This is a genomic window from Primorskyibacter sedentarius, assembly GCF_004342065.1.
In the GTDB taxonomy this organism is placed as follows: Bacteria; Pseudomonadota; Alphaproteobacteria; order Rhodobacterales; family Rhodobacteraceae; genus Primorskyibacter; species Primorskyibacter sedentarius.
Genome location: NZ_SLZU01000005.1, coordinates 97,692 through 116,266 on the forward strand (window position 1 = coordinate 97,692; position 18,575 = coordinate 116,266).

Annotated in this window: 12 protein-coding genes; 5 read left to right on the top strand and 7 right to left on the bottom strand. The window is 61.1% G+C overall.

All coding sequences use genetic code 11. From position 1 onward, the window contains the following. Positions 1–205: 205 nt before the first annotated feature. The 3 genes from EDD52_RS09705 (at position 206) to EDD52_RS09715 (ending at position 7,635) form a co-directional block, all read left to right on the top strand. Complete coding sequence (locus EDD52_RS09705; RefSeq protein WP_165907498.1) at positions 206–1,846, top strand: FAD/NAD(P)-binding protein; 1,641 nt, start codon at positions 206–208, stop codon at positions 1,844–1,846. 207 nt (positions 1,847–2,053) lie between these two features. Then, a complete protein-coding gene (locus tag EDD52_RS09710) occupies positions 2,054–3,544 on the top strand; it encodes a toll/interleukin-1 receptor domain-containing protein (protein WP_132244323.1) in 1,491 nt (496 codons plus the stop codon). An 8-nt stretch (positions 3,545–3,552) separates the two neighbouring features. Continuing rightward, a complete protein-coding gene (locus EDD52_RS09715; protein ID WP_165907499.1) occupies positions 3,553–7,635 on the top strand; it encodes an NACHT and WD repeat domain-containing protein in 4,083 nt (1,360 codons plus the stop codon). Between the two features lie 28 nt (positions 7,636–7,663). Here the strand turns inward: EDD52_RS09715 and EDD52_RS09720 are convergent, their stop codons facing one another. The 7 genes from EDD52_RS09720 to EDD52_RS09750 form a co-directional block, all read right to left on the bottom strand. Beyond that, positions 7,664–8,890 (bottom strand): GAF domain-containing sensor histidine kinase, encoded by a 1,227-nt coding sequence (locus EDD52_RS09720; RefSeq protein ID WP_132244327.1) that lies wholly within the window; start codon positions 8,888–8,890, stop codon positions 7,664–7,666. Between the two features lie 143 nt (positions 8,891–9,033). Next, positions 9,034–10,953 (bottom strand): beta-galactosidase, encoded by a 1,920-nt coding sequence (locus EDD52_RS09725; protein WP_132244329.1) that lies wholly within the window; start codon positions 10,951–10,953, stop codon positions 9,034–9,036. A gap of 31 nt (positions 10,954–10,984) precedes the next feature. Then, positions 10,985–12,091, bottom strand: coding sequence for a galactokinase (galK, locus tag EDD52_RS09730; RefSeq protein WP_132244331.1), 1,107 nt, complete (start codon positions 12,089–12,091; stop codon positions 10,985–10,987). Positions 12,092–12,093: 2 nt separating this feature from the next. Next, complete coding sequence (locus tag EDD52_RS09735) at positions 12,094–13,143, bottom strand: UDP-glucose--hexose-1-phosphate uridylyltransferase (RefSeq protein ID WP_132244333.1); 1,050 nt, start codon at positions 13,141–13,143, stop codon at positions 12,094–12,096. A gap of 18 nt (positions 13,144–13,161) precedes the next feature. Then, positions 13,162–14,160 (bottom strand): UDP-glucose 4-epimerase GalE, encoded by a 999-nt coding sequence (galE, locus tag EDD52_RS09740; RefSeq protein WP_279389263.1) that lies wholly within the window; start codon positions 14,158–14,160, stop codon positions 13,162–13,164. Positions 14,161–14,223: 63 nt separating this feature from the next. After that, a complete protein-coding gene (locus EDD52_RS09745; RefSeq protein WP_132244335.1) occupies positions 14,224–15,282 on the bottom strand; it encodes an ABC transporter ATP-binding protein in 1,059 nt (352 codons plus the stop codon). A 4-nt stretch (positions 15,283–15,286) separates the two neighbouring features. Then, on the bottom strand, positions 15,287–16,117 hold the full coding sequence (locus EDD52_RS09750) for an IclR family transcriptional regulator (RefSeq protein ID WP_132244337.1): 831 nt from the start codon (positions 16,115–16,117) through the stop codon (positions 15,287–15,289). 179 nt (positions 16,118–16,296) lie between these two features. Between EDD52_RS09750 and EDD52_RS09755 the strand changes: the two genes are divergently transcribed. Together EDD52_RS09755 and EDD52_RS09760 are read left to right on the top strand one after the other, a co-directional pair. Further along, on the top strand, positions 16,297–17,520 hold the full coding sequence (locus EDD52_RS09755; RefSeq protein WP_424449910.1) for an ABC transporter substrate-binding protein: 1,224 nt from the start codon (positions 16,297–16,299) through the stop codon (positions 17,518–17,520). Between the two features lie 122 nt (positions 17,521–17,642). Then, positions 17,643–18,575: a carbohydrate ABC transporter permease gene (locus EDD52_RS09760; protein WP_132244341.1), complete on the top strand. Its 933-nt coding sequence runs from the start codon at positions 17,643–17,645 to the stop codon at positions 18,573–18,575.

The following is an 18,575-nucleotide window of genomic DNA, read 5'->3' on the forward strand; positions in this document are numbered from 1 at the left end:
TCAATCAACGGTTGTGTCTTCGCGGGCAGGCAAGATCTGGCTGTGCGTAGAGGGCGCTGCAACTCGGGAACCTTTCCCGCCGCCGCGCAGTTACCATCCGAACACCGGGACGCAGACACGCGCCTGCGAAGTCCCGTCTTGGGCGTCGCATTCAGCGCGCAACACCCTCCCCCAATCTGGTCAGTCAAGGACCGAAGGAGCCGGAATGAAAAAGGCCGAAGGATCTCTGAGGATTGCGATTGTGGGGATGGGGCCGCGTGGGCTCGGCGCGCTCGAAGCGCTGAGGGCCCTGCGGTGTGAAGGCGATGCACCGATCCGCGTGGATGTCTTTGACCCGTTCCCGGCCTCGGGTGCCGGCCCCAATTTTGACCCCGATGAAAGCCAGCTTTGCCTGCTGAATATCCCCCATCGCGATATTTCCATCCGCCCGCCAGAATATTCACGAATTGGTAGCTTTGCCAATTGGTTGCCGCACGACCCTGATCCTGACGCCTTCCCGGCGCGCGCCGATCTGGGGCGGTATCTGGAGGATCGCTATGAAGATCTGCGCGGGCAAGAGACCTATCGCCTGACCCGCCACGCCTGCCGCGTCGATGCCCTGAAGCGTGACGGCGACGGTTGGCTGCTGCAAGTGTCCGACCAATGGCATGGCCCCTATGACGAGGTCTTGCTGACGCTTGGCCAGCCGAAGGTTTGCCCGGACGATCAACTGGCCGAATGGCAGCAGCATGCCGACGGGTCCCGTGGCGTGCTTGCTCAGGCATATCCGGCCGCGCGGCTGGCAGAGGCCGCAGCGGAGTGGTCCGGGAAATCCATCGCGATCCGTGGGATGGGTTTGTCAGCTTTCGATGTTCTGCGCGTCCTGACATGCGCCCAGGGGGGGCGGTTCGAGAATGGCCGTTACATCCCGTCCGGGCGAGAGCCGGAACGGATTTACCCCTTCTCGCTGGATGGCAAGCCGCCTTTCCCCAAGCCCGCGACGCAAGAAATTGATGAAAGGTTCACCCCCACAGAGGCGGAAACCAACGCCTTCACTGACGCTATGCCCAAGGCGGCAGAAGCCGACGTCACGACTGCCAAGCTGCTGATCAACACGGCCATCACACCGGTCGCGCTGCGGGTTCTCAGCGAACACGGCGCGGAGGCCAGCGCTGACCGGGTTCTTGACTGGCTGGAAACGGAATGGGACCAGCCCGGCGCGCAGGAAGAGGATGGTCCCCTCGACACCCTGCTGTCTGGAATGGCGTTGGCCGAGGCAAAGGCCCCACCCACGATCGGATACACGGTAGGCCAGCTCTGGCGCAAATGGCAGGATCAGATCCGGGCGGGTTATAACCCCGCGAAGACGCCACCGGACACCGCCAAGGCGCTTTTGGGGTTTGACGAGGGGCTGAAACGCTACTCTTACGGGCCGCCCCTGTCAGCCTCTCGTGAACTGCGGGCGCTGATCGAGGCCGGCCTTGTTGACCTTGCTTTGGCGACCGATCCCGAGATCGAAACTGTTTCGGACGGGTGGGCGCTGAGCAAAGGGTACGCGTCTGCCACGGTTGGGGTCATGGTGGACGCGGTGCTGCCTTCTCCGGATCTGGGGGCCGTCCGCACGCCGCTTGTCTCGCAGCTCTTGGAAGAAGGACCGCTGACGCCCCTTGCAGAGGGGCTGTCGGCCGATACCGCCGCAGACGGGCGCATAATCGACACGCAAGGCCAGCCCGCCCACGGTCTGTGCCTTCTTGGGCGGCTCGCTTTGGGCAGCGTCGTGGCAGCGGATTCCCTTCACGACTGCTTTGGCGAGGCATCACGCAGGTGGGCGCGCGGCGTCCTTGACAGACAAACCAGCCACCCCTGACGATCCACCAAGCCTTGCCGTGCTGACCGCACGGCAAAGCCGGTTCTGCGGCGAGCCGTCCGCCCAAGGCAGGCCGCAGACTTCGCTGTCACATGATCCGCCCTGCCAAACCTACAAGCCTGCGTTGTTTTTTGCGCGGGGCTGGGGTATTATTACTTAGATTTATTAATTGTTTTGCGTCTGCTTAGAAGAAAATCGGATATCGTTATGGTGGAAAGTGTTGTTTCCTCAACCTCGATCTTTGTCAGCTACTCTCACCGGGATGCCAGGCATCGCCCGCGCTTCAATTCCAGCCGGATGGGAGAGTTGCTCGCCGACCTTAGATACGAGCTTGGCGCCGATGGCTCAGACAGCCCGTTTCAACTGATCAAGGACACCGAAGGGGCATTGCGCACCGGCGACTGGATCGACGAAAAGATCGATCAGGAGATCGAAAGATCCGATATCGGCCTCGTGTTCCTGTCAGAGAATTACTGCCGCTCGACAAACTGCGAAAAGGAACTGCGCAAGTTTATCGAACTGGGCAAGAACTTGATCCTGGTGGAGCTGGATGACAGCTGGACCACCTCTGATACCCATGCGATGGCCCCGTTGCGGGACAAGCTGAGGGGGCTTTTGTCGATCCGTTTCTGGACCGAAGAGGCAGGCAAGATCCTGCGCTACGGCTACCCGTTGCCGCAGACCGCAACGGGGCATTCCCAAGAGGGATATCGCCAGCAATTACAACGCCTTGTCGACGACATTAAATCCATGTCCAAGACGCTGCCGCAGAAGGCCCCCACCCGCGCAAGACCGGCCGAGACGGCAAAGGATAGCAGCCTTGTGCAGATTGTTCTGGCGGCCTCTACCAGCGACACCAAAGACGAAACCGACAGGCTGGAGCGTGTTTACCTTGATGCCGGCTTTGGCGTGACCCGGCTTGACCGCGTGGCCGATACGCTAAGCGCCGAGATCATCCGCGAACATCTGGCGGCAGCGCATTTGTTCGTGCAGGTCATCGGTGCAATCCCCGGTCGGCGGATCGAGGATTGCGAGGGGCTACCCAGCAGCATCGCCCAACATCGCATTGCCAAGGACGCGGGGATCGAAACCGCGGTCTGGATGCCGCGCGGCTTTGATCTGGCCGAATGCGGCGAAAGCTATGCAGAGTTTCTGCGCACCGTCGTCAGCCACAGGTCCAGCTTCGAGGATTTCGAAACCTACAGCGTGAAGCTCGCGCGCAAGAAGGAAGAGACCATCCAGTCAGAGCTGCGCCGCGAGAAGATCTACGAAGCCGTGCCCGGGGAGTTCCCGCCGCTTGTCTCCATCGATTCCGCGCAAGGGGATGCCGATCTGCGAGACAAGATCACTGCGGCGCTGCACAAACATGTGCTGGTCGACTATGTCGATTACAATGCAAGCATGGAAGCCTTGTCAGAGTCGGTGCGTGACAATGATGCGATTGTCCTTGTCTACGGCCAGACCGCAGAGGGGCAGAAACGGGCGCGCGCGCATTTCCGGTTCTTCCGACGTTGGCGCAAGGCCGTCTGGAACGAGGAGCATCAGCGCTTCGAGATTGCCTTTGGCGATGCCGCGCCCAAGGACGCCACCCCCTGCCCCAGCGGCCCGGGCATCCATGTGATCCCGATCGACGCGGATATTGACGAGGTTTCGATGGGCGCCTTCCTGTCATCTTTAGGTGTGCAAGCCACACAATGAGCGAAACAATGGACCAGCCGACCGTCAGCCATACCCCCTATCCCGGCCTCCGTTCGTTTCTGCGATCCGAATTCGACATCTTCTACGGGCGCGATGACCATGTGTCGGACATGCTCGACAAGCTGGCCGAGAACCAGTTTCTCTGCGTCACCGGCCCGTCCGGCTGCGGAAAATCCTCTCTGGCGCGGACGGGTCTGTTCAACGCGTTGGAGGCAGGATTTCTTGAGGGGCGCGGCTCTGACTGGATTTACTGCGATCTCTACCCCGAGACTGACCCGCTGGACCGGCTCGCCTCTTCCCTTGCTCAAGCCGTTGTCACGGGCGAAAGCGGCCGCGGGGCGCCCGAGCCTGACGCAGAACAATCCCCGGTCATTGAAGAGCTCAGAAACCTGTTTCTCAATCAGGTCAGGCGACGCTCCAGCAATCTGAACGAGGCTTTGGACGGGATCACCCTTCTGGAAGGTCGGCCCATCGTCATCCTTGTCGACCAGTTTGAGGAGATCTTTCGCTACGCCCAGGACGATCCGCACGAGGCCTCGCGCTTTGTCGATGTGCTCTTGAAAACCACCGCCGCGCGGCGCGACGTCTATGTCGTGATAACAATCCGCACGGATGAGCTCGAAAAATGCTCGCGCTATTCCGGCCTGACGAGCGCGATCAATCACAGCCAGTTTCTGACGCCAACGCTCGACCGGTTTCAGATGCAGGAGGCAATCGAGGGCCCTATTTCCCTCTTTGGGGGAACGATCGAGCCGGAGCTTTCGATCTGGCTTTTGAACGGGTTGGAAGAACAACTGGACAAGCTGCCACTCATGCAGCACGCGCTGCGGCTGCTTTATATCGATGCGCGGCTGAGGCAACCCGAGGGGCCAATCAGCATTGGGCTGCCGGATTTCTTCCGGGCCTTCGACATAACCGAAGACATCAATCAGGCGCGGGGCGCGGGGCATGACGCGCTCCGCACCTCGTTGAGCCACCGGTTGGACAAGCTTTACAACAAGCTGAACCCCCGCGACCAAGAGATCGCCCGGGGCCTTTTCTGCGCCCTGACCACACTGAACAGCCGTGGCCGCGACATTCGCCGCCCGATCAAACTCGGCGCGGCGACAGAGACGCTGAACTGTGATTTCAAGCAGCTGGTTTCGGTAATCTCCGTTTTCAAGGACGGCGCGGAAAGCTATCTGCGCATCGTGGGCGAACATGACGGCTTGGACCCGGATGACACTGTAGATGTGACCCATGAATGCGTGCTTCGACTGTGGCAACCGCTGCGGGATACCTGGCTTCCCGAGGAAAGCAATTCTGCCTCCACCATCCGGTTTTTGGCACGGCTTGCCCATGACAGGGAGCAGACAGCGAAAAACGGGTTCTGGGAACGGGTGCTTGGCACGGGGCTGCTCCGGAAAAGCGCGCGCAAGCGGCATTCAGAGTGGTGGGCCGCGCAAAAGCCAAACGCGGCCTGGGCGTCGCGCCATCTTGGGAACCTGACTTGGAAGGATGGCGACCGGCAACTGAACCCGCGCGAGATTTTTGACAGGGTTGCGGCCTATGTCGACGACTCCAAACGCCATGCGAGGGCCGAAAACTCGGTCTATGCCAGCGTGGCGGGGCTGGTGGTTGTTACCGGCATCTACGTGGCGGTAACGCTTACGCAGGCGCAGCTTGCCGCCGCCGAGGCAACCAGCCTTGCCGCGGAGCAGCGCGAGGAACTGGCGCTCTTGCGGGCGCAAGAGGCTGAGAAGCTGGCCAAGGAGGAACAGGACAAGGCATGGGAGACACGGCAGGTCGCGGCGCGACAAGCCTTGTCTGCGATACAGCCCACCACCTATGCCCAAAACCCGTTCGAGATTGCGGCGCGATCTGAAGAGGCTTTGGTTTCAGCGATAGAGGTCGATCTTGATCAGTCTTCGCTGGAAAACGGCCTCGAAAAGCTGCGCCAATCGCTGGACTATATCCACGAATTGCGCCGCTTTGAACATGGCAGCAGCCCTGACAGCGCGGTCTATGCGGCATCGTTTTACAACGATGGAGAGCAGATCGTCACGCTGTCACAGGGGCTGGACCTGACAATCTGGAACCGGTCCGATAACGCGGCCCCGGCGCGGGTCATTCCGCTTGAGGGCTTTCTCAGCCGCACCGACGGCGCGAAGGGGCGGTCCATGGCGGTGTCCCCGGATGGCAGCATCGCTGTTGGCACGCAGCGCGGCGGGGTCCTGTTGATCGCCGCGCCGGACAGTGCCGATGCCGCGATCATGGCGACCGAGCTTTATGCCGGCCCCACGGAATGGAAATTGGCCACGATGTCGAAACTGGCTTTCTCGCCCGACGGCCGCTATCTGATGGCCGGATCGCTGACGGGGCATATCCATTTCTGGCGCAAACAGCCCTCTGGCGCGTGGGGCAACCACAGGATTTACAGCTCGCGGAGCCTCTCGGATCATTCGGGAAACGGGGCTGTCGATCTTGCAAACGGTCAGGAATACAGCCCGCCGTCCACCAGGATCTGGTCGGTCGCGTTTTCGCCCGACAGTTCTTTTGCCGCCTTTGCCCGTCAGGACGGCACCATATGCCTGATGACGCCGGATGCGACCCAGATCACATGCTCTGAAGACGGGCATACCGATCCGGTCAAGGGGCTCGCCTTTTCGCCCGACGGGACCAAACTGGCCTCTGGCGGGAATGACGATTCCGTAAGGATATGGCATTTAGAACAAATAATTGTAGACCGTTCTTCACCCGATGATGAAACGGTGCTGCCATATCTTACGCTGTCTCCCCTCGCCCTCTGGCAGGAATCCGACGTGTGGGATGTGGCTTTCAACCGGGATGGTGATCTGCTTGCAGTGACATCCTGGGACGGGTCCACGTATCTTTACAAGACCGATCGCTGGCGGCCGATAAAGGTGCTGCGCGGGCACCAGCAATCCCCCAGAACGGTCGCATTCGCCTCTGACAGCAACGAAATCCTGACAAGCGCTCTCGACAAGACCGCAAGGCTCTGGACCCCGTTCGCATCGCGCCTGTCGGATTACGCGCTGAGCGTGAAGCTGCTGAACGATGCGGCCAAGGTGGATTCCGTCGCGCTTGGTCCGTCAGGTGACTGGCTGGGCTACACGGATCGGACCTCTGTCTGGATCAAAGGGCGGGATCGCGATCCGAGCCGCGTGTACACGAATGGCGGCACGCGCTCTGACCCGCAGAATCTGGCCACCTCGCTGGCATCCGACATCATGATCGCATCCCTGCATGACCCGGCGGTGATCGTGTTTCGCAAATCCGGGCCGGACATGTGGGCCGAGCGGGAAATTCCCCTGACAGGCGAGGCCATTGCCTTTCAAATGAGGGGCCGGAGGATCGCTCTGTCCGATGATGGCGAACGGTTTGCCGTCCACGGCTCCGGTCCCGATGGAAGCTGGATCCTGATCTGCGCGACCGCCGCCGAAACCTGCGGGACGGCACAGGCGGAACATATCGCCAAGGTCCGCTTCCAAGCCGAGATCGCCACAAACCGCCCCGCTGGCCATGGATGCCGCAGGCCGGCCTTTCCCACCGCATTGGCCCTGTCGCCATCCGGTGACCGGCTTGCTGTCGGTGGAAGCGACTGCAATATCCGGATTTACGACATGGCCGAAAAGGCAACTGCCGGCACCCCGGACCATGTCTCGGAAGATCATGTCGGCAATATCACCGCGCTCGATTTCGCCTATGACGGCAGCTTTCTGGTCACTGGATCGGCCGATTGGCAGGGCAGCATCTGGTGGCCCAAGAGCGGGAATCGGGTTGTGCTGAAAGAGCACCGATCCAGCCTGAACGACGCCCGCGCCCTGCCCTCCGGCCAATTCGTGGCGACCGTGTCGAATGATGAGCATCTGATCATCTGGGACACGGACAGCGGCAAGGCGCTGGCCGATTATCAAAGCTTCACCTCAACGCTCAACGCGCTGGATGTGCAAGGCTCCGATCATGGGGTCAAACTGGCCGTCGGAACGAATGGCGGGGATGTGGTTGTGCAGCAGTATTTCGAGACGCCGGGCGAGGCGTTGGGGTTCGCGCGCGCCACGCTGAACGCGATTGCGGGGCCCGATAATTAGCACTGGCCCCGACAGGCGCCCCGCCCGTCTAGGTCAACCTCGGGATCGTCATCGAGAATTTGGTGACACCATCCACACAGCTGACATCCAGCTGCCCGTTATGGGCCTTTGCAATCGACGCCGAGATATAAAGCCCAAGACCAAGCCCCGCACCATTGGCATGAATGCCCCGGTTGAAGGGCTTGAACAGGGCTGACCGAAGCTCGTCCGGGATAGGATCTCCCCGGTTGGCGACCGAGATCTGCAGGCCGTCCTCGACATCTTCGCCCAGCACGTGGATCGGGTGATCCGATGTCCCGTGCTGCACCGCGTTTGCCAGCATGTTCGAAACCGCCTGCGCCACGCGGGCCGGATCAGAGCTGACATTTTCGTCGAAATTCAGCGACAGTTCGATCCGGTGGTTGGGAGAGGCCGCGCGGACCTCCTCGACCACATGTCGGATCGCACTGACGAGCGGGGCATTGGGAACGATCTCTGCCCGGATGCCTCCGCCAAGACGCGATTTTGCGTGCAGCATCATGTTTTCCGTCAGCTCCTGCATGCGGTAGACGGATTGGTTCATCAAGGGCAACAACATCGAAAGCTTCTCGGGCTCTGGCTCTCGGGCCAGTTGCCGCAGCCCTGCCTTCAGCGCCGCAACGGGGTTGCGCAGGTCATGGCCAAGAACAGCAAGGAACTCCTCCTGCAACTTGCCCATCTCCCGCTCATGGCTGACCAGTTGCTCTTGCGCCTCCAGCCTTTCTTCGGTTTCCACGCTGCGGCCAACCACGTCGGCAAACATCCTGAGCATTGCCAGAATCCGCGGCTGTTTCAGGCTGCGCGCTTCGGTATCGATGGCGCAGAGCGTGCCGAAAAAGCTCTCGTCACTACGGAAGATCGGGATCGACGCATAGCTTGCGATGCCGAATTGCCGCGCAATCGGGTGGTCGCAATAGATTTCATCCGTTTCGACATCCTCGAATATCACGCTTTGGGACGTGTCGCGAACCGTCTGGCAAAAGGTAGAGCTGATGTCGATCTCGTCCCCTGCCCTCAGGCCGAATTCAATCTCGTCCACCGTGCGGCACGCGACCCACCTGTCCTGCGTCACCCGAGCGATTGCGGCAAAGCGCACCCCGGTTGCCAGCATGACAGTCTCAAGGATGACCCCGATAGTATCGCTACTCAGGATGGTTTCGATGTCAGACTGAAAATCATGCGACCCGGCCGTGAATGCGCCGTGGTCCTGCATTACGATGTCTCTGTTTTCCGCCATGTTCGATATCCGGTTCTGCGCGCTGCACGTCCAAGTAGACCGGAAATCGCACGCCCTGCAAGTCAAGTTGACTTAAACCCTCGACGATATGCTGCCGACCCTTCGGCAAGGGGGCGGGTTGACCGCCCGTGTCTGCGCTTTGGTCAAATCCCCTCGCGCCGGACCGAGATTGGCGGCAGCGTCATGCCGTCAACCTCGTGCGGGACCGTATCATGGTTGAACCAGAACCGTTCCGCCCCTGTTTCCCGGCACCGCACCCCTCCGGGCAGGTTGCGTGTGGGTATTGCCGCGCGATCGCACGCCATGCGCATGACCCGCAACATCGCCTCGGGATCAAACCAGCCCGCAGAGTAAAGGATATTGCCCTGGGCCACGAGCGCCGCCTCGCCACGCTCTGTTTCGTCCAGAACCTGCGCAGTGGTTTCCAACACGTCGCGGTAGCTGCGAATGCATCCGCCACCTTTCAGATGGATCGGACAGTCGGGCCGCAGACTTTCGACATGGCTGACAGTGACGTCCAGCCCCGGCATGGCCGGCGGCAGCGGCACCGGTGTCCGCATCGTGCCGTCCCGCGCCCCGGTCCTTGGCCCCAACATGATGGTCGCGGCGCTGTTGGCCAGGGCCGTTTTGAACGCGTCAGGCAGATGCATCAGACCGGGCGCAAAGATCAGCGCGTAGCCCTCAAGCGCCATGCCGTCCGCAGGCACGATGTCGATGGAAAGGCCAAGGCGGCGCAAGGCGCGGTAGGTGTCGAACACCAGTTCAAAATAACTCAGCCCCTGCCCGTGCGGCTGGATCTGCCACGCCCATTCCGCCTCGTAATCAAAGATCAGGGCAACCTGCGCTTTGGCCGGGCTGACATCGGGAGCGTCAGATATCTCCGCCGCCACTTCTCGCGCTTCAATCAGCCCCTGCGCCTCTGCGCTGTCGGGACGCAGAAGCCCGGCATGCATCTGTTCCTGCGCCATCGGGGCCTGACGCCAGCGAAAATAGCACACCGCCTCTGCGCCGTGGGCAAAGGCCTCCCAGCTCCACAGCCGCACCATTCCGGGCAAAGGCGCGGGGTTGTAAGGCGCCCAGTTCACCGGGCCGGGCTGCTGTTCCATCACCCACCAGCGGCCCCGCCCGACGGCACGGTAAAGATCGTGGTGGAAGGCCTGAAAATCCGGATCACCCTGCCGCGCATAGCTGCGCTGCTGTTGGACCGTTGCCGGAACGCGATCTTCCAGAAAACCCAGCGGGTAGCTGTCCCAACTGGCAATATCCAGATCCGCGCCAACATCGTAGTGATCGAAATCCGTGATCCGTCCCATGTAGTTATGCGCGATTGGCGCGTCAGAATGTGCCCGGATGATCTCTGTCTGCAGCCGATTGAACGCCACGACCTGATCCGATGCGAACCGACGGAAATCCAGCACATGGCTGGGGTTTGGTTCTGTCACGGTCAGGTTCGGAAGGTCGATCTGATCGAAGCTGACATATTCCATCGACCAGAAAATATTGCCCCAGGCGGCATTCAGCGCGTCGATATCGGCGTCATTGCCTTGCCCCGGATAGTGGTTGCGCAGCCAGCCCTGAAATGCCTTCCGGGCCGCATCGCTGTAGGAAATCGTGGTGTCGTGACAGCCGTATTCATTATCCGTTTGCCACGCGGCTATGTGGGGATTGCGCCCGTAGCGCTCTGCCAGCTTGGTGACGATCCGGGCGCAATCCGCCTTGTAGCCTTCGTGGCTGAAACAGTAATGCCTGCGCGAGCCGAATTTCCGCGGGCGCCCCTCTGCATCCACGGCCAGCATGTCCGGATGCCTGTCGATCATCCAGCGCGGCGGCGTGGCGGTCGGGGTGCCCAGCACCACTTTCAGCCCTGCGGCCCCCAGCACCGCAATCGCATCATCCAGCCAGTCGAACTCATACTGACCTGCCACAGGTTCCAGCCGGGACCACGCGAATTCCCCGATCCGCACCCAAGTCAGACCCGCCTCGGCCATGCGGCGCGCATCATCTTCCCAGATCTCGCGCGGCCAATGTTCGGGGTAGTAACACGTGCCAAGGGTCCGCTTCATGGCAAAATCTCCAGAATTGTCAGTAGGCGTGTCAGATCGCTGCGAGGATGCGGGCTGTTGGGAAGTTGGTGGTCAGACTGTCCTGAAGCGTCTCCAGTTGGTCGCGGGCTACCAGTGCCACGATGGAGCCGCCGAAGCCTCCTCCTGTGAGGCGTGCGCCGATGGCGCCGGCGTTGAGCGCGCCTTCTACCAGCGCGTCGATCTGCGGGAGGGAGACGGCGTAGTCTTCTGACTGGGAGCGGTGGCTGGCGATCATCAGCCTGGCGAAGGTGGCGACGTCGCCCTGTGACAGGGCCTCGACGCCGCGGCGGACGCGGTCATTCTCGGTCACGATATGGCGGGCACGGCGGTCGAGCGGCGGCTCCAGCGCCTCGATCCGGCCCATGTCTTCGAGCCCCAGATCGCTGAGCATCCCGACGCCAAGCGCGCCGCTGGCGGCAGTGCATTCGGCCACCCGGGTTGCATAGCCGTCATCGGTCAGCTTGTGCGCGACCCCGGAATGCACCACGAGGAACGTGTGGCCCTTCGGCAAGGGCGCGGGCCGGTGTTCCAGCCGCCGGGTGTCGAGATAGAGCGCGTGGCCGATGGTCCCCACGGATACGGCGAACTGGTCCATGATCCCGCAGGGCATGCCGACAAACTGGTTCTCCACCTCGCGGGCAAGCCGTGCCACCGCAACCGCATCTGTCTGCGTTCCGAACAGCACGTCGGCCAGGCGCAGCGTTGCAACCTCGATCGCGGCCGAGCTGGACAGCCCCGCCCCGACCGGAAGATTGCTTGCAATCATCGCCGTCACACCGCTGTCGGTGAAGTCCGCGCCCGGCGCATTGGCAAAACTGCCCAGCACATAATCCGACCATGCGCCGCTGGCGGGGTCACTCAGGCTGCGGGTATCCTCGGTGTTGAAACTGTCGCTGGCCACGCGCAGGGTGTGTGCCGGACCGCCCCGGCCGGCCGCGATCGCCGTACCCAGCCGCAATGGCATCGGCAGCACCACGCCGCCATTGTAATCCGTGTGCTCGCCCAGCAGGTTGACGCGGCCCGGCGCATAGGCGACGGCCTCGGGCGGCATGCCAAAATGAGCCTCATAGGCCGCAGCGACCCGGGCGCGCAGAACGTCTTCGTTTGTCTCGTCCATGCTCAGCCCCCTGCCGCGGTCTTGTAATGCACGTCCGGCTGATCCCTCAGCCGGGCCGCGGCGCTTTCTGCCGTAAGATCGCGCTGAGCCTCTGACAGCATCTCGTATCCGACCATGAACTTGCGCACCGTCGCCGAGCGCAGAAGCGGCGGGTAAAAATGCGCGTGCAACTGCCAGTGATCGTGATTGCCCGGCGTCATCGGCGCGCCGTGCCAGCCCATCGTGTAGGGGAACTCTGTCCGGAACAGGTTGTCATAGCGGGTGCACAGACGTTTCAGAATTTCGGCCAGGGCGTCCCTTTCGGCATCGGAAAGATCGCTTAACCGCAGGACATGCCGCTTTGGCAGCACCATCGTCTCGAACGGCCAGGTGGCCCAATAGGGCACCACCGCGATCCAGTGGTCGTTCTCTGCCACGGTACGGGCCCCATCCCCGGATTCCCGCGCGGCATAGCTGACAAGCAGGTTCTGCCCCTGCGCCGACAGGTAGTCAGCCTGTGTCTGATCTTCGCGCGCCACCTCGTTGGGGATGAAGTCGCTGGCCCAGACCTGCCCGTGCGGATGCGGGTTGGAACAGCCCATGACCGCGCCCTTGTTCTCGAAGATCGCGACCCAGTCATATTCCTTGCCAAGCTCTTCCAGTTGCCGGGCCCACAGGTCGATCACGCCGCGTATCCCGGCGAGGGGCAATTCCGGCAATGTCAGATCGTGACGTTCGGAAAAACAGATGACCCGCGCCGTGCCACGAACGGTTTCGGCCCGGAACAGCGGATCATCGCCAGTGCTGCCCTTCGGCGTGTCCGTCAGAAGCGCCGGGAAGTCGTTGCCAAAGACAAAGGGCCCCTCGTAGACGGGGTTGACCTCGCCATTGACCCGCGTGTTGCCCGAGCACAGGAAACAGGTCGGATCATGCGCCGGTTTCTGGTCCTGGGCGGTGGCCTCTGTCTGGCCCTGCCAGGGGCGCTTGTTGCGGTGCGGGGACACCAGCACCCATTCCCCCTTCAACGGGTTGAAGCGGCGATGCGGGTCTTCGGTGAAGTCCGGTTTGTCCATGACGCGTTCCTTGCCCGTCTATTTCGCGAAGGGGCCGTATTTCGGCGCGCGATGCCAGTTCCAGGCGGTTTCGATGATCGTCTCGACATCCGGCGTGGCCGGGCTCCAGCCCAGAAGCGCCTTTGCACGGCTGCTGTCGGCGACAAGGATCGCGGCATCGCCTTCCCGGCGGGGGCCGACACGATAGGGGATCTTCCTGCCGGTGACCTTCTCTGCCGCGGCGATCACCTCCATGATCGAGAACCCGTCGCCATTGCCAAGGTTGAAGACATGCGCGCCGGGATTGGCATCCATGTACTCCAGTGCTGCCAGATGGGCCGAGGCGATATCATTGACATGCACGTAGTCGCGAATGCAGGTGCCATCGCGTGTGTCGTAATCCTCGCCAAAGATATCCAGCCCGTCACGCGCGCCCAGGGCCGCCAGCAACACGTTGGGCACAAGATGCGTCTCCGGATCATGCGCCTCGCCGATTTCGCCCGACGGGTCGGCCCCCGCGGCGTTGAAATAGCGAAAGCAGACAGAGCGGATGCCATAGGCATGACCATAATCCGCCAGCACCTGCTCGATCATCAGCTTGGTGCGGCCATAGGGGTTCAGCGGGTTCTTCGGGTGATCCTCGGCAATCAGCGGTGTTTCAGGATTGCCAAACGTGGCTGCGGTCGAGGAAAAGACGAACCGCTCCACCCCGGTGGTGCGCATCGCATCCAGCAGGTTCAGCGTGCCCACCACGTTGTTGCGGTAATAGATATCCGGAGCGGAAACAGATTCCCCCACAGAAATCAGCGCGGCGAAGTGATAGACCGCGTCAAAGGCGTTCTGCGCAAAGAGCGCCTTCAGCGCGTCGGTGTCCAGCAGATCCCCCTGGATCAGCGGAACCGATTGCGGGATCGCGGCGGCATTGCCATAGGACAGGTTGTCGAACACGACAACGTCATACCCGCGCTCGACCAACTGGCGCACCATATGCGAGCCGATATATCCGGCCCCTCCGCAGACAAGAATTCTGGCTGTCAAATCTTTGATCCTTTGTGCTGCCCTGCACCGTCTGGCGGTGGGGCCGTAAACCCAACGGGTGCCTCAGCGCAGGCGCATCTCGGTCTCGGCGTCGAACAGATAGGCCCGCGCGGGATCGAAGCTCAGCGACACGCGCGCGCCGGGGGCGGACCGGTGATCGCCGCGTTCCTCGACGATCAGCCGCTCGCCGGTATCTGCATGGATGTAGTCATAGGACACACCCCCCAGGGCTTCGGTCAGCTCGATCGACATCGTGTCGCCTGCGCTTACCTCGATATGTTCAGGCCGGATGCCAAGCGTCACCTTCGTGCCCGCTGGCGGCAGGTTGACCGGGACAGCGACAGAGGTCTTGAGCGCGGGCACATCGACCGCCCCTTGCGCGTTCACTGTTGCTTCCAGGAAGTTCATCGCGGGCGAGCCGATGAAGCCTGCAACGAACTTGTTGTCGGGATCGCGGTAAAGATCGAGCGGCGCGCCCATCTGTTCGATCCGGCCAAGCCGCAGCACCACGATCTTGTCGGCCATGGTCATCGCCTCGACCTGATCGTGGGTCACATAGATCATCGTGGCGCCGATATCGTTGTGCAGGCGCGCGATCTCCACCCGCATCTCCACCCGCAATTCGGCGTCGAGATTGGACAGCGGTTCGTCGAACAGAAACACCTCTGGCCCGCGCACGATGGCCCGCCCGATCGCCACGCGCTGACGCTGGCCGCCCGACAGGGCCGCGGGCTTGCGTTTCAGGAACGGGTCAAGCTTCAGGATACGGCTGGCTTCGGCGACTTTCGACGCGATCTCGGCCTTGGGATAGCCGTTCATCTTCAGGCCAAAGCCCATATTCTCTGCCACCGTCATATGCGGATAAAGCGCGTAGGTCTGGAACACCATCGCCACCCCGCGCTCGGCCGGATCCATCCGCGTCACGTTGCGATCCCCGATATGGATCTCGCCCGCCGTGGTCTCCTCCAACCCCGCAATCATCCGCATCAACGTGGATTTGCCGCACCCCGACGGACCCACAAAAACACAGAACTCACCATCCGCAATCTCCAGATCAACCCCGTGGATAACCTGAACATCACCATAACGCTTGATAACATCCCTCAAAACAACGCCTGTCATCGATCTACGTCCCCAACTCTTTTGTTTCAATGTCGATTTCCGGGTAGCGCCAGTCGGCAGCGTCTGCGGCTATGCGGGTGGCGGTTTCCTGCATAATTGGCACCAGCTTGTACAAGTCATCGAAATCCTGTCGCCCCTGAAGGGCTGTGATTGACAATCCCCCCAGAAGGATTCGGTTTCGCGACAGTATTGGCACGGCCACGCAGATGATCCCGCGTTCGTGTTCTTCGTTGTCGATGGCAAAGCCGCGTTTGCGGATCAGCGCCAGATCCGCCAGCAAAGCCTCTGGGCTTGTGAGTGTATTATCGGTGAAACGGTAAAAGCTTTGTTGCGCCATGACCGAAGCCAGCCCATCCTCTCCGAGAAAGGCCATCATGGCCTTGCCGACGCCGGTGCAATAGGCAGGCCCAACCTTCCCTGCGCTGGAAAACATCTCGACCGGGCGAGATGGGAAAAGCTTGTCGACATAAAGAACATGCCCGCCATCCAGCTGCGCAAGATGGATCGTCTGGCGCACCTGACTGGCCAGCGCGTCCAGATGCGTCTTTGCAACCGGGGCAAGCGAGGATTGTTTCCATGCCACATGCGCCAGACGGACCAGCCGGGCGCCGATGAAATAGACCCTGCGATGCGGATCGTGGCTTAACATGCCATGATCGGTCAGGGTTTGCAGGAAACGGTAGACCGTTCCCTTTGGCAAACTGCTTGCCGCCTGAATTTCAGATGCCCGGGCCGGTCGCCCGATATCCGCCACGATATCAAGAATGCCAAGCGCCCGCCCGACCGTCCCCGGGCCGTCTAATTCTCGCTGGGTCACTTGCGTTTGCTTGGCCATCTGTCCGGATTTCAAGGTCTCTGCTGGGGCGCTGATAGCGCTGGCGGAACTTGTTGACACACTTAGTCAACCGGAATAATTCTCAATTATTGAGATGTCAATTTCAATATACGGACCAATGGGAGGACCCCGTGAACCTAAAAAAAACACTTGTCGGCGCAGCACTTAGCGCCTCAACACTGCTGTCTGGCGCTGCCTATGCAGAGTCGCATTCTGAACCGCTGACGGGGGAGTTGAAAATCTTCCTCGACACGTCGAACCCGGCGCCACGCGCAACGATGGAAGCCATGATCGGACGCTTCGGGGCCTTGCATCCCGATCTTGAGATCAGCACCACCGTGATCGACCGCGATGCGTATAAAACCCAGATCCGCAACTTCCTGAGCGCGGATGCGCCGGATGTCGCGACATGGTACGCCGCGAACCGCATGGCCCCCTATGTCAACGCCGGCCTTTTTGAGGACGTGTCGGACCTTTGGGAAGAGCCGGAGATCGCCGAAAACCTCGCCTCGACCAAGGGTGCGATGACCATCGACGGCAAGCAGTGGGGCGTGCCCTATACTTACTACCAGTGGGGCGTCTACTACCGCAAAGACATCTATGAAGAGCTGGGCCTATCAGAGCCGACCTCTTGGGAAGAGATGAAATCCAACTGCCAGAAGATCCTGGATTCGGGCCGCAAGTGTTACACGATCGGGACAAAATTCCTTTGGACGGCAGGCGGTTGGTTCGACTACATGAACCTTCGCACGAACGGGTTCGAGCATCACATGAAGCTGGCCGCGGGCGAGATCAAGTGGACCGATGACAGCGTCCGCCAGACCTTTGCCAACTGGCGCGAGCTGATTGACATGGGTGCGTTCGTCGACAACCACCAGACCTATAGCTGGCAGGAAGCCCTGCCCTTCATGGTCAAGGGTGAGGCCGCAGCTTACCTGATGGGCAACTTCGCCGTTGCGCCGCTGCGCGAGGCCGGGTTGACCGACGATCAGCTGGACTTCTACCAGTTCCCCAAGATCGACCCCGATCTTGACTTCGCCGAGGATGCACCGACCGATACGTTCCACATCGCGGCCAATGCCAAGAACAAGGACGCCGCCCGTGCGTTCCTGCGCTTCGTCGTCTCGACCGAGGAACAGACCGAGATCAACAATGCGGCCAATCTTGGTCAGTTGCCGGTCAATGCGTCGGCCTCCATCGACGATGACAAGTTCCTGAACGAAGGCTTCGCCATGCTGTCGTCGAACAGCCCCGGCGGTGTCGCGCAGTTCTTTGACCGTGACTTCCCGGCGGAAATGGCTGCCGAAGGCATGCAGGGTCTGCAGGAGTTCATGGTGTTCCCGGACAATCTGGACGACATCCTGAACCGTCTCGATAAGGTCGCAGAGCGCGTCTACAAATAAGCTGACCTTCAGCGAGGGACCGGGCGTCGGATTGGCGGCCGGTCCACCCGAAAGATCAAGACCGGCAGGACGATTTCGCCGCCGCTTTCTCCAATGCTTTTTCACGCCACGGAGCACGCCCCATGACATATGCAACCGTCCCTGATCGACATCCCCCCTCTCCGGGACGTCGTGGCTGGTACAAGCGCAACGAGATTGCAGTCACCCCGTGGCTGTTTCTGGCCCCGGCCATCCTGTTCTTCCTGTTTTACGTTATTTTCCCGATATACCAAAGCTTTACCGTCTCTTTTTACAGCTGGGACGGGCTAAGCGATCCAACCTATGTGGGTCTGGAGAACTACCGCGAGCTGATGGATGACAGCGCGTTCGAGGTGTCGCTCTGGAACAACTTCAAATGGTTGGTTCTTTACCTGCTGGCCATCCCGGTGGGGCTGATGATTGCGCTGTTCCTCAACCAGACCGTTACTGGAATTAGACTCTATAAGTCTCTGTTTTTCTTTCCCTTTGTAATCTCACAGGTGGTTGTCGGGCTGGTCTTCACGTGGTTCTACGATCCGACATTTGGCCTGCTGAATACTTTCCTGGGATGGTTCGGCCTGCCCACGGTGAACGTGCTGGGGGATCCGACCCTTGCCACTTACGGGATCATCGCGGCGGGGCTGTGGCCACAGACGGCCTATTGCATGATCCTTTACCTCACAGGCCTGAACGCCGTGGACCCCGAACAGATCGAGGCCGGTCGTTTGGACGGTGCCAAGGGCGCCAGGATGCTGTGGTATATCATCATTCCGCAGCTCAAACCCGCGACCTTCATCGCCTTTGTCGTGACGATCATCGGGGCGCTGCGTTCGTTTGACCTGATCTCGATCATGACCAATGGCGGACCGTTCGGACAAACCCGCGTGCTGTCCTTCTACATGTTCGAAAAAGCACTCTCAGAATACGGGTTCCGCATGGGATATGGCGCGGCAATCGCCGTTGTCCTCTTCCTGATCATGCTCTGCTTCATCGCCTACTTCCTGTGGTCGATGTGGAAAGAAGAGAAGGGCCACTAG

Coding starts and splice junctions, on each gene's coding strand:
- EDD52_RS09710 (WP_132244323.1), top strand. CDS start 2,054: ATGGTGGAAAGTGTTGTTTCCTCAACCTCGATCTTTGTCAGCTACTCT.
- EDD52_RS09725 (WP_132244329.1), bottom strand. CDS start 10,953: ATGAAGCGGACCCTTGGCACGTGTTACTACCCCGAACATTGGCCGCGC.
- EDD52_RS09705 (WP_165907498.1), top strand. CDS start 206: ATGAAAAAGGCCGAAGGATCTCTGAGGATTGCGATTGTGGGGATGGGG.
- EDD52_RS09735 (WP_132244333.1), bottom strand. CDS start 13,143: ATGGACAAACCGGACTTCACCGAAGACCCGCATCGCCGCTTCAACCCG.
- EDD52_RS09760 (WP_132244341.1), top strand. CDS start 17,643: ATGACATATGCAACCGTCCCTGATCGACATCCCCCCTCTCCGGGACGT.
- EDD52_RS09750 (WP_132244337.1), bottom strand. CDS start 16,117: ATGGCCAAGCAAACGCAAGTGACCCAGCGAGAATTAGACGGCCCGGGG.
- EDD52_RS09720 (WP_132244327.1), bottom strand. CDS start 8,890: ATGGCGGAAAACAGAGACATCGTAATGCAGGACCACGGCGCATTCACG.
- EDD52_RS09745 (WP_132244335.1), bottom strand. CDS start 15,282: ATGACAGGCGTTGTTTTGAGGGATGTTATCAAGCGTTATGGTGATGTT.
- EDD52_RS09715 (WP_165907499.1), top strand. CDS start 3,553: ATGGACCAGCCGACCGTCAGCCATACCCCCTATCCCGGCCTCCGTTCG.
- galK (WP_132244331.1), bottom strand. CDS start 12,091: ATGGACGAGACAAACGAAGACGTTCTGCGCGCCCGGGTCGCTGCGGCC.